Here is a 17,282-nt window from a genome sequence, read left to right on the forward strand (position 1 = left end):
AGTATGAAAGTAGAAATTTGGTCTGATGTAATGTGTCCGTTTTGCTATATCGGTAAAAGGCATTTTGAAAAAGCGATTGAAAAATTACCGTTTAAAAATGAAGTTGAAGTAGAATGGAAAAGTTTTCAGCTTAATCCAGAATATCACAATACCAATAACGAAGATTTATACACGTATTTGGCGAGAAGTAAGGGCATGTCTTTGGAACAAGCGAGACAAATGACAGGACAAGTGGTTGAAATGGCTTCAAACGTTGGTTTAGATTTAAATTTTGCGACAAATGTTCCTGCCAATTCTTTTGATGCACATCGATTTCTTCATTTTGCAGCAAGCAAAGGATTACAAGATCAAGCAGAAGAAGCGTTATTTAATGCGCATTTTATGGGTGCAAAAGATATTGCTAAACACGAAACATTAATCAGCGTTGCTGAAGAATTAGGGTTGGATAAAGACGAAACCACAGCCGTTTTGGAAAGCGATGATTTTGCAGAAGCAGTTCGTTACGATATTTATGAAAGTCAGCAATTGGGCGTTAGAGGGGTTCCTTATTTTGTATTCGATAGAAAGTATGCACTATCTGGCGCACAACCAATTAATACTTTTGAGCAAGCAATTACACAAAGTTTTACGGAATGGAAAGCATCTCAGCCAACAACACAACTGAAATCGTTAAATAAAAACGATAATGCGGTTTGTGATGAAAATGGGTGTGAGATTTAGCTAAGATGATCATCACTCCCATGAATCCCGATAGCTATAGGGAGGGAATCTTAATGCGATAAAAATTTTGTAAATAATTAATCTTTAATACACTAAAAAGGCATTTACATTACGATGCCAAGACAAGTTGAGCATGCGGGGGGGTTATTGCTATTTCTTCAATCCTTGCAATAAATACTCCAAGCCGTTTAGCTTAATTTCATACATAGTTGCTAATAAATGCCCTAATCTCCCAGGAGGAAAACCTTGATTTTGGAACCAAACTAAATAAGGTTCTGGCAAGCGTGAAAGTACCCAGCCTTTGTATTTACCAAAAGGCATTTTCATGGTAATTAACTCGTTTAACATTTGTGGATCCATAATTTGAAAATGAGGAGGGTGGCGATAGATTATAGAACCATTTCTAACATTTCTATTGCTTCATCTATATTGGCAATGTTATCAAAAGAAATCCGTAAACTATCTTTCACTTCCTTTAAATTACACAAACGAGGGTGAATTTGTGCAAAAGCTAAAATCTTATTGAATATTTCAGAGTCTCAAAATCTTGATTGTTTATCGCTCACAAAATAGCCGCGTAAAATATTTTTCTTAAAACTCAATTTTTCAAAGCCTAAACGTTTGCCAACCCATTGTAGACGCAAAACTTTAAGCATCGCCTTTACAGGCAAAGGAACTGGCCCAAAACGGTCTTTTAATTCTTGTTCAAATGCTACAAGTTCAGTCTCGTTTTCTAGTTTCGAAAGTTCGGTGTATAAATTATAACGCTCTGTAATACTTTTCACATAATCATCCGGAATGTGTAATTCCAAATCGGTATCAACTTGAGTAAAGTTTACAAAAGCTCGTTGCGGTTCATCCTTAAATAAATCTTTAAACTCAGCATCTTTCAATTCCTGAATCGCTTCATCCAATATTTTATTATACATTTCGAATCCAATTTCAGCAATAAATCCGCTTTGTTCGCCACCTAACAAATTTCCACTTCCACGAATATCTAAATCACGCATAGCGATGTTAAAACCGCTTCCTAAATCAGAAAACTCTTCAATAGCGCTTAATCTTTTTCTAGCTTCATTGGTTAAAGTCGATAAAGGCAAACTCAATAAATAACAGAATGCTTTTTTATTCGAACGGCCCACACGGCCACGCATTTGGTGCAAATCGCTCAAACCAAACATGTGTGCATGATTGATAATAATTGTATTTGCATTCGGAATGTCTAATCCAGCTTCGATAATTGTGGTGGCTACCAAAACGTCTTTTTCACCATTGATGAAATCGAGCATTACATCCTCCAACTGATCGCCATCTAATTGCCCATGCGCAATACCAATTCTTGCTTTTGGTACTAAAGTTTGAATTAATCCACCTAATTGTTTCAAATCGTTCACACGATTGTGAATAAAGAAAACCTGCCCACCTCTGTCCAATTCAAATTGTACAGCTTCCTGAATTAATTTATCATTAAAAACGTGCAATTCGGTATTAACCGCTTGCCTATTTGGTGGCGGCGTACTCATAATCGATAAATCTCGGGCTCCCATTAAAGAGAAATGCAAAGTTCTAGGGATGGGTGTTGCCGTTAACGTAAGGGTATCCACATTTACACGTAAAGCTCTCAGTTTTTCTTTAGCCGCAACACCAAATTTTTGTTCCTCGTCAATAATCATGATGCCCAAATCTTTAAATTTCACATCTTTGCTTAACAAACGATGGGTACCAATTACAATGTCAACCTTTCCGCTTGCTACGCGTTCTAAAGTGTCCTTAATTTGCTTTGAGGTTTTAAAACGATTGATATAGTCTACCGTACATGGGAACTCTTTTAAACGCGATGAAAACGTCTTGAAATGCTGAAGCGCAAGAATTGTTGTAGGGACTAAAATGGCTGCCTGTTTTCCATTTGCCACAGCTTTAAATGCCGCACGAATAGCGATTTCTGTTTTACCGAAACCAACGTCACCACAAACCAATCGATCCATTGGATGTGGTGCTTCCATGTCTTTTTTTACATCAGCAGTTGCCTTAACTTGATCGGGAGTGTCTTCGTAAATAAATGAAGCTTCGAGTTCAGTTTCTAAATAACCATCAGGCGCAAAAGCAGTACCCACTTGAGCTTTTCTCATCGCATATAGCTTGATTAAATCTCGGGCAATGTCTTTAACTTTTTTTTTTGTGGTTTTCTTGAGTTTGTCCCAAGCCTCTGTTCCCAATTTATTCATTTTGGGCTGTGTACCATCTTTTCCGCTAAACTTCGCAATGCGATTTAAGGAGTTGATGTTCACATACAACAAGTCATTATCGGCATACACCAAGCGAATCATTTCTTGGGTTTTGCCATTTACTTCTACCTTTTCTAAACCAGCATATTTTCCAATTCCATGATCAATATGCGTCACAAAATCACCGGGCTTTAATTCTCTTAAGTCTTTAAGCGTAATAGCTTGACTTCGCTGATAACCTTTCTTTAATTGGTATTTATAAAAACGATCAAATATTTGATGATCTGTATAGAAAGCTACTTTTTGCTGCGCATCTAAAAAGCCTTCGCGAAGCGGGATATTTACCGGAGTAAACTTTGCAGTTTTATCAATATCATCTAAAATCGCATATAAACGTTCGGTTTGTTTGGTCGAATTAGTAAATATGAAGTTATGAATATGCTGACTTTCGTTCTCTTTTAAATTTTTAATTAAGAGATCAAAATCTTTATTAAAAGAAGGTTGCGGTTTAGTTTCAAATTGAATTACATCATCTGTTTGATAAAAAAACTGTTTGCCAAATTCTATCAACGAAAAATCCTGAAATAAATCCGACAGCATTTTTTCATCTGTAAAAGAGAATTTTGGATCTAACCAATTTGGATTTTGTTGTTTTTCGGCTAAACCCAATGCTTTCCAAAGCTCAACCGCTTTTTTATAACCAGCTTTAACAATGTCGATGGTGTATTCTACATCCTTAAACCAAAGTTGTGTGTCTTTTTCAATATAATCTAGCAGGCTGATGTTGTTCTCTGTCAAAAATTTAGCTTGTACATTAGGCACGATGGTTAGACTTTTGACATCCTCTACAGAAAGTTGACTTTCAATTTCAAAAGTCCGAATACTTTCAACAGTATCACCAAAAAACTCAATTCGATATGGCAATTCGTGAGAAAAGGAGAAAATATCTACAATACCTCCACGAATAGAAAACTGACCAGGTTCATATACAAAATCAGACCTTTCGAAATCGTATTCAAATAAAAACTCATTGATAAAATCAATTCCTAAAGTTGCACCAACACTAATTTCCAAGGTGTTTTTTTCTAAAACAGAACGGTCAATTACTTTTTCGGCCAATGCCTCCGGATAAGTAACTACAATTTTTCCGTATTCAGATTGATGATTAAGCTCATTTAAAACTTCGGCCCTTGCCAATACATTTGCAGTATCTATTTGGGTAAACTCAAAAGCTTTTCGAAAAGAAGAAGGAAAAAACAGCACCTCCTTATCTAATATTCCCTCTAAATCCGATAAAAAATAAGATGCTTCTTCTCTATTGGGTAGAATAAAAAGTTGCGGTTTGTGTAGTAAAAAATAAGTTGAAACAGCAATTACGGCATCGGCAGAACCCACCAATCCCTTTAGTTGGGTTTTAGTCCCCTTACTTTTATTTAACGATTGCGCTAGGGCAACAACACGATCGTCTTTTTTATATCGATTAATCAGGTCGCGAATATTCACTAGGTAAAGGTAAAAAATTATTGTGTAATAGACGTTCGTAATGAGATTTAAACATCATTTATTACAAATATGAATAAGGTTTGTTCGAACTAACTAGCGGTTTGGTCGAGATTTTTTTTAGTTTCGTCGAATTGAATTTAATAGCCGTAACAAAAAACTTAACATTGTTTCTAAATAATATAAAACGCGAAACATGAAGTACATTAAAAGCTTTCCGCTAGAGTTATTTTTCTGGGTTTTAGCTTTAATATTGTTGGCAACAGCAAACCCTCATGAACACCATTTTACATTTTGCCCTTTGGCAAATTTAGGAATAACATGGTGTCCAGGATGTGGATTAGGAAGGTCAATTACCTCATTGTTTCACGGAGATTTAAGTGCAAGTTTTTCTTATCATTGGTTCGGTATACCAGCTTTGATTTTGATTTTCTACCGCATTTATCAACTCACCAAACAATTATTTAATAAACAAAAAGGATTTAATTTAAAAGTATAAGGAGGATTAGCAATGTTTGACGCACAATTTATGGCATTACCGGGCATCACCCCGCAAGAATATAGTTACTTACAAACCGCCACCAATGGCCTAAATGAGCAACAAGTAAGAACTTTTTTAATGATTTATTCGGGCAAAAGAAAAAATCCAAGCGATATGCTTTTGTTCTGTGTAATTGGACTTTGTTTAGTTCCAGGCTTACAAAGGTTCATCATCGGACAAATAGGAATGGGTATTTTATATTTATTCACTGGCGGATTATGTTTAATCGGATCAATTGTAGATATCATTAACCACAAAGAATTGGCTTTTGAGCATAATCAAAAGATGGTTTTCGAAAGTTTACAAATGACAAGAATGAGTAATTTCCAATAAACCATACACACAAATTTTATAAATAATCCTTATCTGTTTAAAACGGGTAAGGATTTGTTATTTAAATGCCTACACCAATTCTGATTGGGGAAAATGTGGCCCCGTGAGCAAACATAAAACCAGCTTTTGCATAAATATTAAATCGGCTAGTCATCTTGTAATTTATTCCTGCCGCAAATTCTACAGTTCCAGACTTACTCCCGTTCTCATATTGATTATTAAGCTTAGAATCCCCGGCCCTAAAATTTAATAACGGTGATAATCTTTTCTTGGAGGTCAAAAATTTGATATCGCCAAAAAAAGAATATCCATTTATACCTTCATAATTTAAATAACTAACTCCGACGCCAACAAATAACCTTTCTTTGATATTAATGCCATTTATAGCGCTAATTTGTAAACCATTTTGTTTGTTATCTAATTCGTAACCTTTCCAAGTAGGCCCCGGTTCAACCTTTATGGTTTGACTTAAATAAGGTAAATACCCAATTTCTAACCTGCTACTATAATTTAGTTGGGCACAACAAATAAATCCCGTTATTGAGAATAAAAAAGAAAGGATGAATTTATTCATTTTAATTGTTTTTGGCGATCTAATCACGGGCAAGTTACAGCTCTATTATAATCGGCTTCCGTAAAGGTATAGGTGAATTTGTAAAGGTCGTTACCTATTTTTTCGGCAGTAAAGTTTTTAATATTTTTAATACTATGTATATCGTCAATCTTTACATCAATCAAGCATTTTACATTACCAAACGTTATGTTTAGTTTTTCATTTAAATCGGCTAAAGGACTAACATAATCAGAAATAGTAGATTCGGCGGGAATTTCCATGCTATAAGTAGTTGTTGATTTAGCAGGGACATTAAATGTACTATATGTTTTTGTATAAGTAATTGCATAATTGGTTTCATTAACAAAATGAAAAATTCCTTTACTTTTAGAAGGCCAAGTATCGGTACATGAATTAAATAAAAAGATTAAGCTAATAACTGAGCCAAGCGTCAAATACCGCATCCACATGTTGTTCTGTTGCATTGTTGTAATTGTTTTTAATGTTAGTTTTCCATTCATTCCAAGTCGTAGGATTATTTATCAGCGCATTTTGGATATCTACAATATTATACCCCTCGACCTGATCATTTGGTGCTCCAAAACCAAAATTATTATAAAAACCAGAATATTGTTGTCTGTCAAAATAGGATATTTGAGATGCATCATCAATTAAATCCATCACAACATTCCTGTAATTCCCTCCTAGTGGCCAATATGTTCCTAAATGGTTAGGGTATTCCATTCTAGTTAAGTACCACTCTACTCCAGCAGCCCAAGATTCTGTTGCTGTAGAAGCGCTTAGCGCAAAAGACAAATTTGAATTGTCCCAATGAGCAGCATGCGCTAGCTCATGTATGGTTGTAGAATAAGTATATTCTGTGCTTTTTGCTAAAGTAGCAATAGTAACAAGGTCATTTATTCCGAACCAAGTATGTATAGGATTTGTAATCCCCGATGGGTTAGATGTAACATTAAGAGCAGTTATTTTTAACTGCCTGGCCCAAAAACTGTTTTGTGGCGGCCTTCTTAAGCCGTGTATATCTTTATAATAGTAATGGAAAGCAGCTCTAAAAATTGTAGCACAATATTTATGGAAACCAGTAAAATCCACATTCCAAGAAGCTTCTATTTTTGGCCCACTTAGCTCAATATTACTTTGATGAACAAAATCTATTATGGCAAAATCATAACGCTCAAAATCCAGCCAATAATTTGCTGGGTTACTAAACCAGCCATCAACAGCATAATAACCATTAGCATCAGTAATGCCATCATAAGTTGTAAACCACCTGCGAGCCCTTACTTTTAAGCCCTCTACTCCTATTGTGGTGCCCAATACCTCGTCGTACATTGTAATACGACCATTTGGTCGCCAATCATCACCATTACGGTAGGGGTCGCTTGGCGGATAACCACCACCACCGCCACCACCTCCATCGTCGCCTGGATCGGGTAGCATTAACTGAGCATAAGATTTGTCTACTAAGTCTTTTACTTTTATTGTGGCAATTGTACTATTTGGCTTTTGCTCGTTGGGTAAAAACAAATCTTCTAACTTTTCATATTCAATATTGGGCAGTTTGTGGTTTATGGGTACTGATGCATACTGATATGTTGGGACATTTGCGGGCAAACTAGGGTCGTGGTAATTAGCGTGGTAATTGTTTGTTTCTGAGTCTATAGGAAATGGATAAATTACTAAACTAGAATCGGCTTTTAGCAAATCATACTCTTTAAGTGTTTTCGGTTTAAATTTAATGTAATAATGGCTTGCGGTTATAGCTTCTTTTGAAATAGCGGTACCTTGCACTGCGGAAATAACATTGCTACTTTGCAATAATTGCGTGCTTTCAAGAGATAGCTTTGTCCCCTGTATGGATGATAATGTTCGGTCTCTTGAAGAAAGATGGGTGTTGTTTGTAATTAGGCTAGCGTAAGCGCTCCTCATGTTTGTAACGGAATAAGGGTTTTTTAAGTTTTTACCCAATTCTTTATGTAAAGATGTGTCTATATTAGATACAAAAGGGACTGATTTTTTACAACCCAAGCTTAAACCTAGCAGTAAAGCGATAAATAATAGTCTAATTTTCATTCTCTTAGTTTGTTTTAGTGAGTATCTAAGATATTTTAGAGAGGGCCTTCAAAAAATCGTCTTTTTGGGGGATAAATGACAAGTAATAAGACTAGAAATACGCTGGTTTTTAAACGGTTTATTATCTTTATAGAATGAAGTTATCTGAGATTACCAATTTCCTCGAAATTATTGCGCCTCTTAATTATCAGGAAGATTATGATAATTCTGGGCTAATTGTTGGCCATGCAAATGATGAAATTCATGCTGCTTTAGTAGCGTTAGATTGTACAGAACAGATTGTTGACGAGGCGATTGCTAAAAATTGTAATTTAATCATCACTCACCATCCGATAGTTTTTACAGGATTAAAAAAGTTTAACGGAAAAACCTATGTAGAACGGGTTGTGCTAAAAGCGATAAAAAATAACATCGCTCTTTATGCCATTCACACTAATTTGGATCATGTAGCTCATGGGGTAAGTGGAGAAATTTGCAAAAGATTAGGCATACAAAACGCAAAAATTCTATCTCCTAAAAATAATTTTTTAAAAAAACTGGTTACATTTTGTCCAACTGCACAAGCAGAGCAGATTAGAAATGCATTGTTTGCCGCTGGCGCTGGAAATATTGGTAACTATAGCGAATGTAGTTTTAATGCCGAAGGAGAAGGGACGTTTAAAGGGAATGAAGAAACCAATCCTTTTGTGGGTGAAAAAGGAGTACAACATCATGAAACAGAAGTAAGGATTGAAACGATTTTTAAGGTACAAGATGAACGTAAAATTTTGCTGGCGTTATTAGAAAATCATCCTTATGAAGAAGTGGCATTTGATATTTATCCGTTAGCCAACAAATTGGAAAATGTTGGCGCAGGCATGGTTGGCTGGTTACCACAAGAAATGGATAACATGGATTTTCTCCACTTTGTTAAAGAAAAGATGCAAGCAAAAGTGATTAGACACACTAAATTATTATCTAAAAAGATAAAAAAAGTGGCAGTTTGTGGTGGCTCAGGGAGTTTTTTACTAAAGGATGCAATTGCTGCGGGTGCTGATGCTTTTATTACCGCAGACTTTAAATATCATGAATTTTTTGATGCAGAACAGAAACTGATCATCTGTGATATTGGCCATTACGAAAGCGAACAATTTACATCTAATTTGTTGATAGATAATATTCAAGAAAAATTTCCTAACTTTGCAATCCGTTTAACGGAGCATAACACAAACCCCATAAATTATTTCATTTAATGGAACAAACAGTAGAGCAAAAGCTAAAAGCTTTATACGAATTACAAAACCTACATACAAAGATTGATAAAATACGTCAAATTCGTGGTGAATTGCCAATGGAAGTGGCTGATTTAGAGGATGAAGTAGCCGGATTAGAAACACGTATACAAAAAATCAAAGCTGAATTAGACGATACTGAAGATGCAATTGTAAATCGTAAAAACATGATTAAAGAAGCACAAGCTTTAATCAAAAAATATGAAAAACAATTAGAGGACGTAAAAAATAATCGTGAATACGATGCTTTAACTAAAGAAGTAGAAATTCAAAACTTAGAGATACAAGTTTGTGAGAAAAAAATCAAAGAATTTGGTTTTGATATCGCTTCTAAAACAGAAGTTTACGAACAAGCTTTAGCAAATATCGAATCAAGAAAAGGTGATTTAGAAATTAAAAGAGGTGAGTTAGCAACAATCACTTCAGAAACCGAAAAAGAAGAGCATGCTTTAGTTAAAAAAGCAGATAAAGCAGAAACTCAAATTGAGGAGCGTTTATTAACTGCTTACCACAGGTTAAGAGGTAATGCTGTAAATGGATTAGCTGTTGTAACAATTGATAGAGATTCTTGCTCAGGTTGTTTCAACCAAATCCCACCTCAACGTCAATTAGATATCCGTCAGCGCAAAAAAGTTATTGTTTGCGAACACTGTGGCAGAATTTTAGTTGATGAGGCATTAACTCATGAATTAGCAGAAGCTTAACAACCAAAAACCAAATATAAATACCAAGCCAGATGAAAGTCTGGCTTTTTTTATGGGGTGCTTTTAAAGATTGAAATTTATTTTAGTCAAAACATACAAGGTTTTTTTACGTTATATAAATTCGTTAACTTAAACTTTTAATAGCGATTCGCCTTACATGCATAAAATCAAAATACCAAAATTTTCTACCTTCTTTTCTATATTTTCTTTTCTCTTCCTTACTTCTTTTGTAGCCTCAGCTAACTTTGATTTTAATGCCAACTGTTTAAAAGCATATCAGAATATTTTTGAGTTAAAACTAGGTACAGCCAGACAATTAATTACGGCTGAAAAGAAAATCCATCCGAATAATTCAATAGTACCATTGTTAGAAAACTATGTCGATTATTTTTATTTATTAACGACAGAAAGCAAATCTGAATTTGAACGATTAGAATCTAATAAAGATAATCGCATTGATCAGATTAGCGATGATGATAAAAACTCTCCTTATTATTTATATGCACAAGCACAAATCAATTTACAGTGGGCATTAATTAGGGGAAGATATGGCGCTTATTTTACTGCAGCGAGAGAAATTAATAAGGCCAATAATCTGTTACAAGAAAACGCTAAAAAGTTTCCTGGTTTTCATTTGAATGGAATAGGGCTGGGCATAATTAATGCTGTTATGGGTGCTTTACCTGATGGTGTTTTAAAAACAACGCTTTCAACTTTTGGACTAAAGGGTAATTTGCAAACTGGAGTGAATATGCTAGACAGATTAGCAGAAAATCTTCCTAAATCGGCTTACGAACCCTTTTATGAAGAGACCGTTTTTAATTATGCTTATGTATTATCAGATGTGGCGCACAGTCCATTAGCCTATGCAAAAACCATGAAATATACAGCAAGAATTGCAGATAGTAGCTTGTTGAAAGCATATTTGCAAGCCTATGTGTGTGCAAGAAATGGGCATAATGATGAAGCGATAAATATATTACTAGATAGACCCACTGGAGTAGCATATCAAGCATTTCCTTATTTAGATTATTTGATGGGAATTGCCAAATTAAATAAATTGGACTATTCGGCTGCGACATATTTCGAACGATATTTACAAACAAATAAAGGAGTAAATTATATAAAAGATACCAATTTGCATTTGGGGTGGATTAGCTTATTAAAAGGTGATGCATCAGGTTTTTCTGCCTTGATGGCGAAAACTAAAACTAATGGCTATACGTATCATGAAAGAGATAAGCAAGCGCTTAACGAAGCAAATGCGCCAACGCCAAATATAGATCTGCTTAAAGCAAGGTTATTGTTTGATGGAGGTTATTTATCGAAAGCATTGGCTATTTTAACAGATTTCAAAGCTGAAGATTTTCGATCGGCAAAGGATAAAACAGAGTATTATTATCGTTTAGGAAGAATAAATGATAATTTAGAAAAGGATGATACTGCAATAATAAATTATCAGGGCGCAATTAATTTAGGTAAGAATTTAAAATATTATTATGCGGCTAAGGCTGCGGTGCAAATGGGTAAGATTTATGAAAAGAAGAAAAACTCACCCAAGGCGAAAGTAAGTTTTAATACAGCGATAAACATGAATGGCCATGAAGATGAAAACAGTATTGAAACAGAAGCAAAACAAGGCTTAAAAAGAATAGGGGGTTAAAATTTATAAACCACAGCATTAATATGCATACCCGCACCAACCGATGCAAAAATGGCATATTCTCCTTTTTCAATTTTATAACCTTCTACTTTACCATTCAGAACTAAGTCAATTAGTGTAGGAATAGTGGCCACCGAACTATTACCTAGCCAAGAAATAGTCATAGGCACCAAGTTTTCTGGAACAGAATCTAAATCATACAGCTTAAATAAACGTTTCATAATGGCATTATCCATTTTGCCATTGGCTTGATGAATAAAAACGGTCTTTATTTTTTCGAGTGAAACTCCAGATTTATCAATCGCTTTTTTTACAACTTGGGGAACATTAATAACAGCAAATTCGTATAATTTACGACCGTTCATTTTCAAGTACATATTTCCATTTTGTTCATCTGGATTATTGCTACTGCCCATAGTTAAAAGAGAAGCATAGCCAGCATAGGTTTGACTTTTATGAGCTATTATGCCTGTAGGTTCTTCAGATTCTTTTCCTTCAAAAATTACAGCTCCGGCACCATCAGAAAAAATCATACTATCTCTATCGTGTGGATCAATAATTCTAGAAAGCGTTTCTGAGCCGATAACCATTACTTTTTTAGCATCCCCACTTCTAATCAGATAATCGGCTTGAATAACACCTTGAACCCATCCCGGACAACCAAAAATAATATCGTAAGCTACACAATCAGGATTTTCTATCTCTAAGTGTTGTTTTACTTTTGCTGCTAACGCAGGCAACATATCCATCCGGTTTGAACCCAGTTTTACATCACCAAAATTGTGGCAAAAAATAATATGATCTAATGTTTCCTTGTCTACACGACCATCTTCAAGTGCTTTTTTTGCGGCTAAAGTAGCGATATCACTATTCAGTAAATCTGAGCAAACATAACGGCGTTCAACTATTTCAGTAATTTCACTAAACTTATTAATGATTTCGGTATTTTCTTTATCTAGCTTAATGCCATTGTCAAAAAACGAAGAATCCATGAAGTGATCTCCAGAGATGATATTTTCGGGTATATAACTCCCAGTGCCAGTAATAACTGAATAAATTTTGTTTTCGTTGCCCATTATGTACCGTATACTAATTTGGTATCTAGTATAAAAATATTATATTTTAATTGAAATTAAAAATTTTTAAGAAAAATCATCAATTAAAAATACAAATAATTCTTTTGGCCCATGGGCCCCGAGGACTAAAGTCTTTTCAATATCCGCAGTTCTGCTTGGACCGGTAATGTTGCTTACCATTGAAGGAATTTGATTGCCGTATTTATTTTTAAGTAGTTGAAAAGCGTCTTTTAGGTCTAAAACCAATTGCCCAGTTCTAGCAATAACTATATGATGATGAGGAAATATACTTAATCTACGACCAGCAGCATTTTGGTTACTTACCATTACAGAACCATTACGAGCAATTAACGCCTCACACAGGGTGATACCCACTTCGGCTTGCTCAAAATCTTTATCTGTTTGATAAAAAGGAAATTCGTAATTTGCTAACAAAGCTTGTAATTCTGGTTCCCAACAGTAAATCTTTCTCCAACTAAACCTATCCGCTAATTCGAGAATATTCTCGATAAAATCTACTCCGTTTTCACAGAAAATAAAATTACCAGCAACAGCAGTTAATTGTTCAGCAAATAAAATTTCTAACTCTTCTGTGTTGGTTTTATAAAGTTGACTTTCTTCTAAATTAGGGTAAGGATTATCCCGCTTTTCGAGCAAGGCCTTTCTAATTTTTTTAAGCATAAGTTCCTTTGAAGAAATGTTCTCTTTCATAGTTTATAATCAAAATTACTTATCCTTGCCCATATAAACAAAGAAGCAACCTTAATTATTAAGATTGCTTCCTATCATTTTTTCTAATAAAGAAAATTATTTGCTTTCTTCTTCTGCATTTGCAGATGGTGCGCTTGGATCTGTAGTTGGTCCAACACCATCGTGAATTAACCCTTGCGCTGCAGGGGTTTGATCGCCAGTACCGTTTACAAATTCATCGTAAGTAGTTCTGTTATCAAACGGACGTTTACCTAAGATTTCTTCTAAATCGGCTTGAAATAAAATTTCTTTTTCAATCAACTTCTGAGCTAATTTTTCTAACCCTTCACGTTTATCGGTTAACAATTGTTTTGTTTTATCGTAAACATCACTAATTAATAAACGAACTTCATGATCAATCATTTCTGATGTTTTTTCAGAATAAGGTTTGTTGAAGTTATATTCATTTTGTGGGTCATGGAAAGAGACATTACCAATCGTACTGTTCATTCCATAAATAGTTACCATTGCATATGATAATTTAGTGATACGCTCTAAATCATTTTGTGCACCAGTAGAGATTTTTCCGAAAACTAAATCCTCAGCTACTCTACCACCCATGGTCATACACATGCCGTCTGTTAATTGTTCTGTAGTGTATAAAAACTGTTCTTTTGGTAAATATTGTGCATAACCTAATGCAGCAACACCACGAGGAACAATTGAAACCTTAACCAATGGATCGGCATGTTCTAAAAACCATCCCGCAATTGCGTGACCAGCTTCGTGATAGGCTACGATTTTTTTCTCTTCTGGAGAAATGATCTTATTTTTCTTCTCTAAACCACCAATTACACGGTCAATTGCATCTTGAAAATCTTGCATATCAACTGATTCCTTATTGCGACGAGCAGCAATTAATGCAGCTTCATTACAAACGTTGGCAATTTCTGCACCTGCAAAACCTGGGGTTTGAGCAGATAATTTTTTAGCATCCACCTCTTCTGAAGTCTTAATTGGTTTCAAGTGAACTTTAAAAATTTGCTCACGACCAATTAAATCTGGTTTGTCAATAGAAATTTGTCTGTCAAATCTTCCTGGACGCATTAAAGCAGAGTCTAGAACATCGGGTCTATTTGTTGCCGCTAATATGATAATTCCAGAATCTGTACCGAAACCATCCATTTCTACCAATAATTGATTTAATGTATTCTCACGCTCATCGTTACCGCCCATCATGCTGTTTTTTCCACGAGCACGACCAATTGCATCAACCTCATCAATAAAGATGATACAAGGCGCTTTATCTTTCGCTTGCTTAAATAAATCACGTACACGGGAAGCGCCAACACCGACAAACATTTCCACAAAATCAGATCCTGATAAAGAGAAAAATGGGACTTGGGCCTCGCCTGCAACAGCTTTTGCTAATAATGTTTTACCCGTACCTGGAGAACCTACTAATAAAGCTCCTTTTGGAATTTTACCTCCCAAATTGGTGTATTTTTTAGGATTTTTAAGGAAATCTACTATTTCCATTACTTCTTGTTTTGCCTCTTCTAAACCAGCAACATCGTTAAATGTGATGCTAACTTGGCTTTCTTTATCAAACAAAGTAGCTTTAGATTTACCAATATTGAAGATTTGGCCACCTCCGCCACCTCCGCCGCCACCCATACGGCGCATCATGAAAATCCAAAGGCCCACAATAAGTAATAGAGGGATAATAATATTAACGAAAAGGCCAGACCAAGCATTTGATTTAGACACTACAGTAGGTTTAATAATTGCACTACCTGCAGGCAAGTTTGCTTGTGATTTCTCTAATTGTTTAGCGATATCATCTAAAGTACTCGCATTAAAATATACCAATGGCCCATTTCCTGAAGTATTAAATGCATTTTGAGAAATATATTTTTTATACTTTGGATCTGTCTTTTTATCAGCTTTAATGAAAACCTCCGCCCTAGCAATGTCATCTACTTTATAGGAAACAACTTTTTCAACATCGCCAGTTAATAACATGTCTTTTTCAAACGTGGCATAATTTACTTCTTTAACCGTTTCGGAGTTAAACATAAAGTTAACTACTAATAATCCGATTATTATTGCTGCATAAATCCAAAAAATATTGAATTTAGAGCCTTTTTGTGGTTTTTTAGGGATATTAGGAATGCGTTTAATCTGCTTTGGTTTGGTATTTGTATTTTGATTTTCTTTCATGTTAGTTCAAATATGTGTAAAATAATTGCTTAAGCACTCTTGAAAGATGTGCTTTCTGCATCGCCCCATAAATCTTCAATTCCAAAAAACTCACGTTTTTCTGTTTTAAAAATGTGGACTACAATATCAAAGTAATCTAAGATGATCCATTCGGCGTTTTCCTGACCTTCTTTATGCCAAGGGTTTGTTTTGGTTAATTTATATATTTCATCTTCAACACTATCGGCAATAGCTTTTACTTGAGTTGAAGAATCTGCATTGCAAACAATAAAATAATCAGAAACTGAACTGTTTAGTTCTCTCAAATCTAAACGGACAATATCATTTCCCTTTTTTTCTTGAATGCCATGTACGGCTATTTCTGAGAGGTATGTAGAAAGGTTTGCGGTTTTCTTTTTTACCATTAAAAATTTTTAATTTTGATTATCAACAAATATAATCAACACTTGCAAAATAACACTTTTTCAACACTATTTGTTGGTCAAAATCGCATCAAATTATTGGCGGTCGATTCTACCAATAACTTTTTAAAGAACTTGGTGTCAAAATCCGAGCCATTACCAGAAGGCACTGTAATTATGGCAGATGACCAGTTTGCGGGAAGAGGACAACAACAAAACACTTGGCACGCTGAACCCGGAAAAAATCTGACTATCAGTATTTTGTTAAAGCCAAAATTTTTACCCTTAAATAAACAGTTTTTATTAAATATGGCCATCAGCATTGCTATTAATAAAGCTTTGACTACTTATGTTGCAGAAGGGATTAGCATAAAATGGCCAAATGATATTTATTATTTTGATAAAAAACTGGGCGGAGTTTTAATAGAAAATTCAGTAACTGGCAATGCGATTAAAACTGCCGTTATTGGCATAGGATTAAACATTAATCAACAAGAATTTTCGGAAGAGTTAAGGAGTAAAGCGATATCGTTACATCAAATTTTACAACAAGATGTTAATTTAAATGAGCTATTAATTGAAATTTGCAGTCAAATAGAAAGTATGTATTTGTTATTAAAGGCGGGAAACTATACGTTTTTAAGGCAAGTTTACGTTGAGAAGCTATACAAATTTAACAAGCCATCAACATACCGACAAAATGGCGAGGTTTTTGAAGGTATAATTAAAGGAGTAACTGATTTGGGATTATTGAACATAGAACAAAACAGAAAAATAAAGGAATATAATTTTAAAGAAATAGAATTTTTAAATCACATATAATGAAAAGGATAACCTTAATTTTAACACTAGTATTTTTTACCGCTGTTGGAGCTTTTGCACAATTAGAAAATCCTGTAAGTTGGGCATATTCTGCAAAGAAAATCAGCAGTACCGAAGCAGTTGTATACATAAAGGCTACAATTGAAGACGATTGGCATATTTATTCTCAGAATATAAAACCTGGAGGCCCAAATAAAACCACATTTGCATTCGCTCCATCAAAGGATTTCTCATTGGTTGGAAAAACAACAGAGCCAAAACCAATTACGAAATACGAAAAGGTGTTTAAAATGGACGTACTATATTTCGAAAATGAAGTAGTTTTTCAACAAAAAATAAAATTGAATAAAGGCACTACAGTAGTAAAAGGGAAAGTAGAGTTTATGGTGTGTAACGATAAACAATGTTTACCGCCAAGCGATGTAACATTTAGTATTCCTGTTAAGTAACATTTAACCTATCATAC

At 34.6% G+C, this 17,282-nt stretch carries 16 protein-coding genes and 1 pseudogene; 8 read left to right on the forward strand and 9 right to left on the reverse strand.

Annotated features, from left to right (window positions below; genetic code table 11):
• Positions 1-3 precede the first annotated feature (3 nt).
• Complete coding sequence (locus tag WC622_RS08420; RefSeq protein WP_372819113.1) at positions 4-720, forward strand: DsbA family protein; 717 nt, start codon at positions 4-6, stop codon at positions 718-720.
• 150 nt (positions 721-870) lie between these two features.
• Here WC622_RS08420 and WC622_RS08425 read toward each other — a convergent pair whose 3' ends face one another.
• Together WC622_RS08425 and mfd are read right to left on the reverse strand one after the other, a co-directional pair.
• Positions 871-1,080, reverse strand: a complete 210-nt coding sequence (locus WC622_RS08425; protein WP_372819115.1) for a DUF3820 family protein — start codon at positions 1,078-1,080, stop codon at positions 871-873.
• A 29-nt stretch (positions 1,081-1,109) separates the two neighbouring features.
• Positions 1,110-4,448, reverse strand: a pseudogene (gene mfd / locus WC622_RS08430) (transcription-repair coupling factor).
• A 193-nt stretch (positions 4,449-4,641) separates the two neighbouring features.
• Here mfd and WC622_RS08435 point away from each other — a divergent pair.
• Both WC622_RS08435 and WC622_RS08440 read left to right on the forward strand, forming a co-directional pair.
• Entirely contained in the window at positions 4,642-4,944 is a 303-nt protein-coding gene (locus WC622_RS08435) for a DUF2752 domain-containing protein (protein WP_372819117.1), read from the forward strand.
• Positions 4,945-4,956: 12 nt separating this feature from the next.
• Positions 4,957-5,319 carry a TM2 domain-containing protein gene (locus WC622_RS08440; RefSeq protein WP_372819119.1) on the forward strand — a complete coding sequence of 121 codons (363 nt, stop codon included), beginning with the start codon at positions 4,957-4,959 and terminating at the stop codon, positions 5,317-5,319.
• A gap of 61 nt (positions 5,320-5,380) precedes the next feature.
• On the opposite strand, the gene WC622_RS08445 is transcribed toward WC622_RS08440, so the two are convergent.
• From WC622_RS08445 to WC622_RS08455, 3 genes are read right to left on the reverse strand one after another with little or no spacing between them, the layout of a single operon-like run.
• The gene (locus WC622_RS08445; RefSeq protein ID WP_372819121.1) at positions 5,381-5,893 is read right to left on the reverse strand and encodes a hypothetical protein; all 513 of its coding nucleotides are present in this window, start codon (positions 5,891-5,893) and stop codon (positions 5,381-5,383) included.
• 23 nt (positions 5,894-5,916) lie between these two features.
• A complete protein-coding gene (locus WC622_RS08450) occupies positions 5,917-6,357 on the reverse strand; it encodes a hypothetical protein (protein WP_372819122.1) in 441 nt (146 codons plus the stop codon).
• Positions 6,305-7,966: a hypothetical protein gene (locus WC622_RS08455; RefSeq protein WP_372819124.1), complete on the reverse strand. Its 1,662-nt coding sequence runs from the start codon at positions 7,964-7,966 to the stop codon at positions 6,305-6,307. Before WC622_RS08455 ends, WC622_RS08450 begins: the two co-directional genes overlap by 53 nt.
• A gap of 134 nt (positions 7,967-8,100) precedes the next feature.
• Between WC622_RS08455 and WC622_RS08460 the strand changes: the two genes are divergently transcribed.
• From WC622_RS08460 to WC622_RS08470, 3 genes are all read left to right on the forward strand, one after another.
• Entirely contained in the window at positions 8,101-9,198 is a 1,098-nt protein-coding gene (locus WC622_RS08460; protein WP_372819126.1) for a Nif3-like dinuclear metal center hexameric protein, read from the forward strand.
• Entirely contained in the window at positions 9,198-9,941 is a 744-nt protein-coding gene (locus tag WC622_RS08465) for a zinc ribbon domain-containing protein (protein ID WP_372819127.1), read from the forward strand. The genes WC622_RS08460 and WC622_RS08465 overlap by 1 nt, the downstream gene beginning before the upstream one ends.
• Before the next feature lie 157 nt (positions 9,942-10,098).
• Positions 10,099-11,604: a tetratricopeptide repeat protein gene (locus WC622_RS08470; RefSeq protein WP_372819129.1), complete on the forward strand. Its 1,506-nt coding sequence runs from the start codon at positions 10,099-10,101 to the stop codon at positions 11,602-11,604.
• Here the strand turns inward: WC622_RS08470 and WC622_RS08475 are convergent.
• The 4 genes from WC622_RS08475 to rsfS form a co-directional block, all read right to left on the reverse strand.
• Positions 11,601-12,680, reverse strand: a complete 1,080-nt coding sequence (locus tag WC622_RS08475) for a 3-oxoacyl-ACP synthase III family protein (RefSeq protein ID WP_372819131.1) — start codon at positions 12,678-12,680, stop codon at positions 11,601-11,603. The two genes, WC622_RS08470 and WC622_RS08475, sit on opposite strands and share 4 nt — an antisense overlap.
• Positions 12,681-12,746: 66 nt before the next feature.
• Positions 12,747-13,391, reverse strand: coding sequence for a lactate utilization protein C (locus WC622_RS08480; RefSeq protein WP_372819133.1), 645 nt, complete (start codon positions 13,389-13,391; stop codon positions 12,747-12,749).
• Positions 13,392-13,487: 96 nt separating this feature from the next.
• A complete protein-coding gene (gene ftsH / locus WC622_RS08485) occupies positions 13,488-15,593 on the reverse strand; it encodes an ATP-dependent zinc metalloprotease FtsH (RefSeq protein ID WP_372819135.1) in 2,106 nt (701 codons plus the stop codon).
• Positions 15,594-15,622: 29 nt separating this feature from the next.
• On the reverse strand, positions 15,623-15,997 hold the full coding sequence (gene rsfS, locus WC622_RS08490) for a ribosome silencing factor (protein WP_372819137.1): 375 nt from the start codon (positions 15,995-15,997) through the stop codon (positions 15,623-15,625).
• 15 nt (positions 15,998-16,012) lie between these two features.
• Between rsfS and WC622_RS08495 the strand changes: the two genes are divergently transcribed.
• Positions 16,013-16,816 (forward strand): biotin--[acetyl-CoA-carboxylase] ligase, encoded by an 804-nt coding sequence (locus tag WC622_RS08495; RefSeq protein ID WP_372819139.1) that lies wholly within the window; start codon positions 16,013-16,015, stop codon positions 16,814-16,816.
• A complete protein-coding gene (locus WC622_RS08500) occupies positions 16,816-17,265 on the forward strand; it encodes a protein-disulfide reductase DsbD N-terminal domain-containing protein (protein WP_372819141.1) in 450 nt (149 codons plus the stop codon). The genes WC622_RS08495 and WC622_RS08500 overlap by 1 nt, the downstream gene beginning before the upstream one ends.
• The last annotated feature ends 17 nt before the right edge of the window (positions 17,266-17,282 follow it).

Source organism: Pedobacter sp. (assembly GCF_041662865.1).
Lineage (GTDB): Bacteria > Bacteroidota > Bacteroidia > Sphingobacteriales > Sphingobacteriaceae > Pedobacter.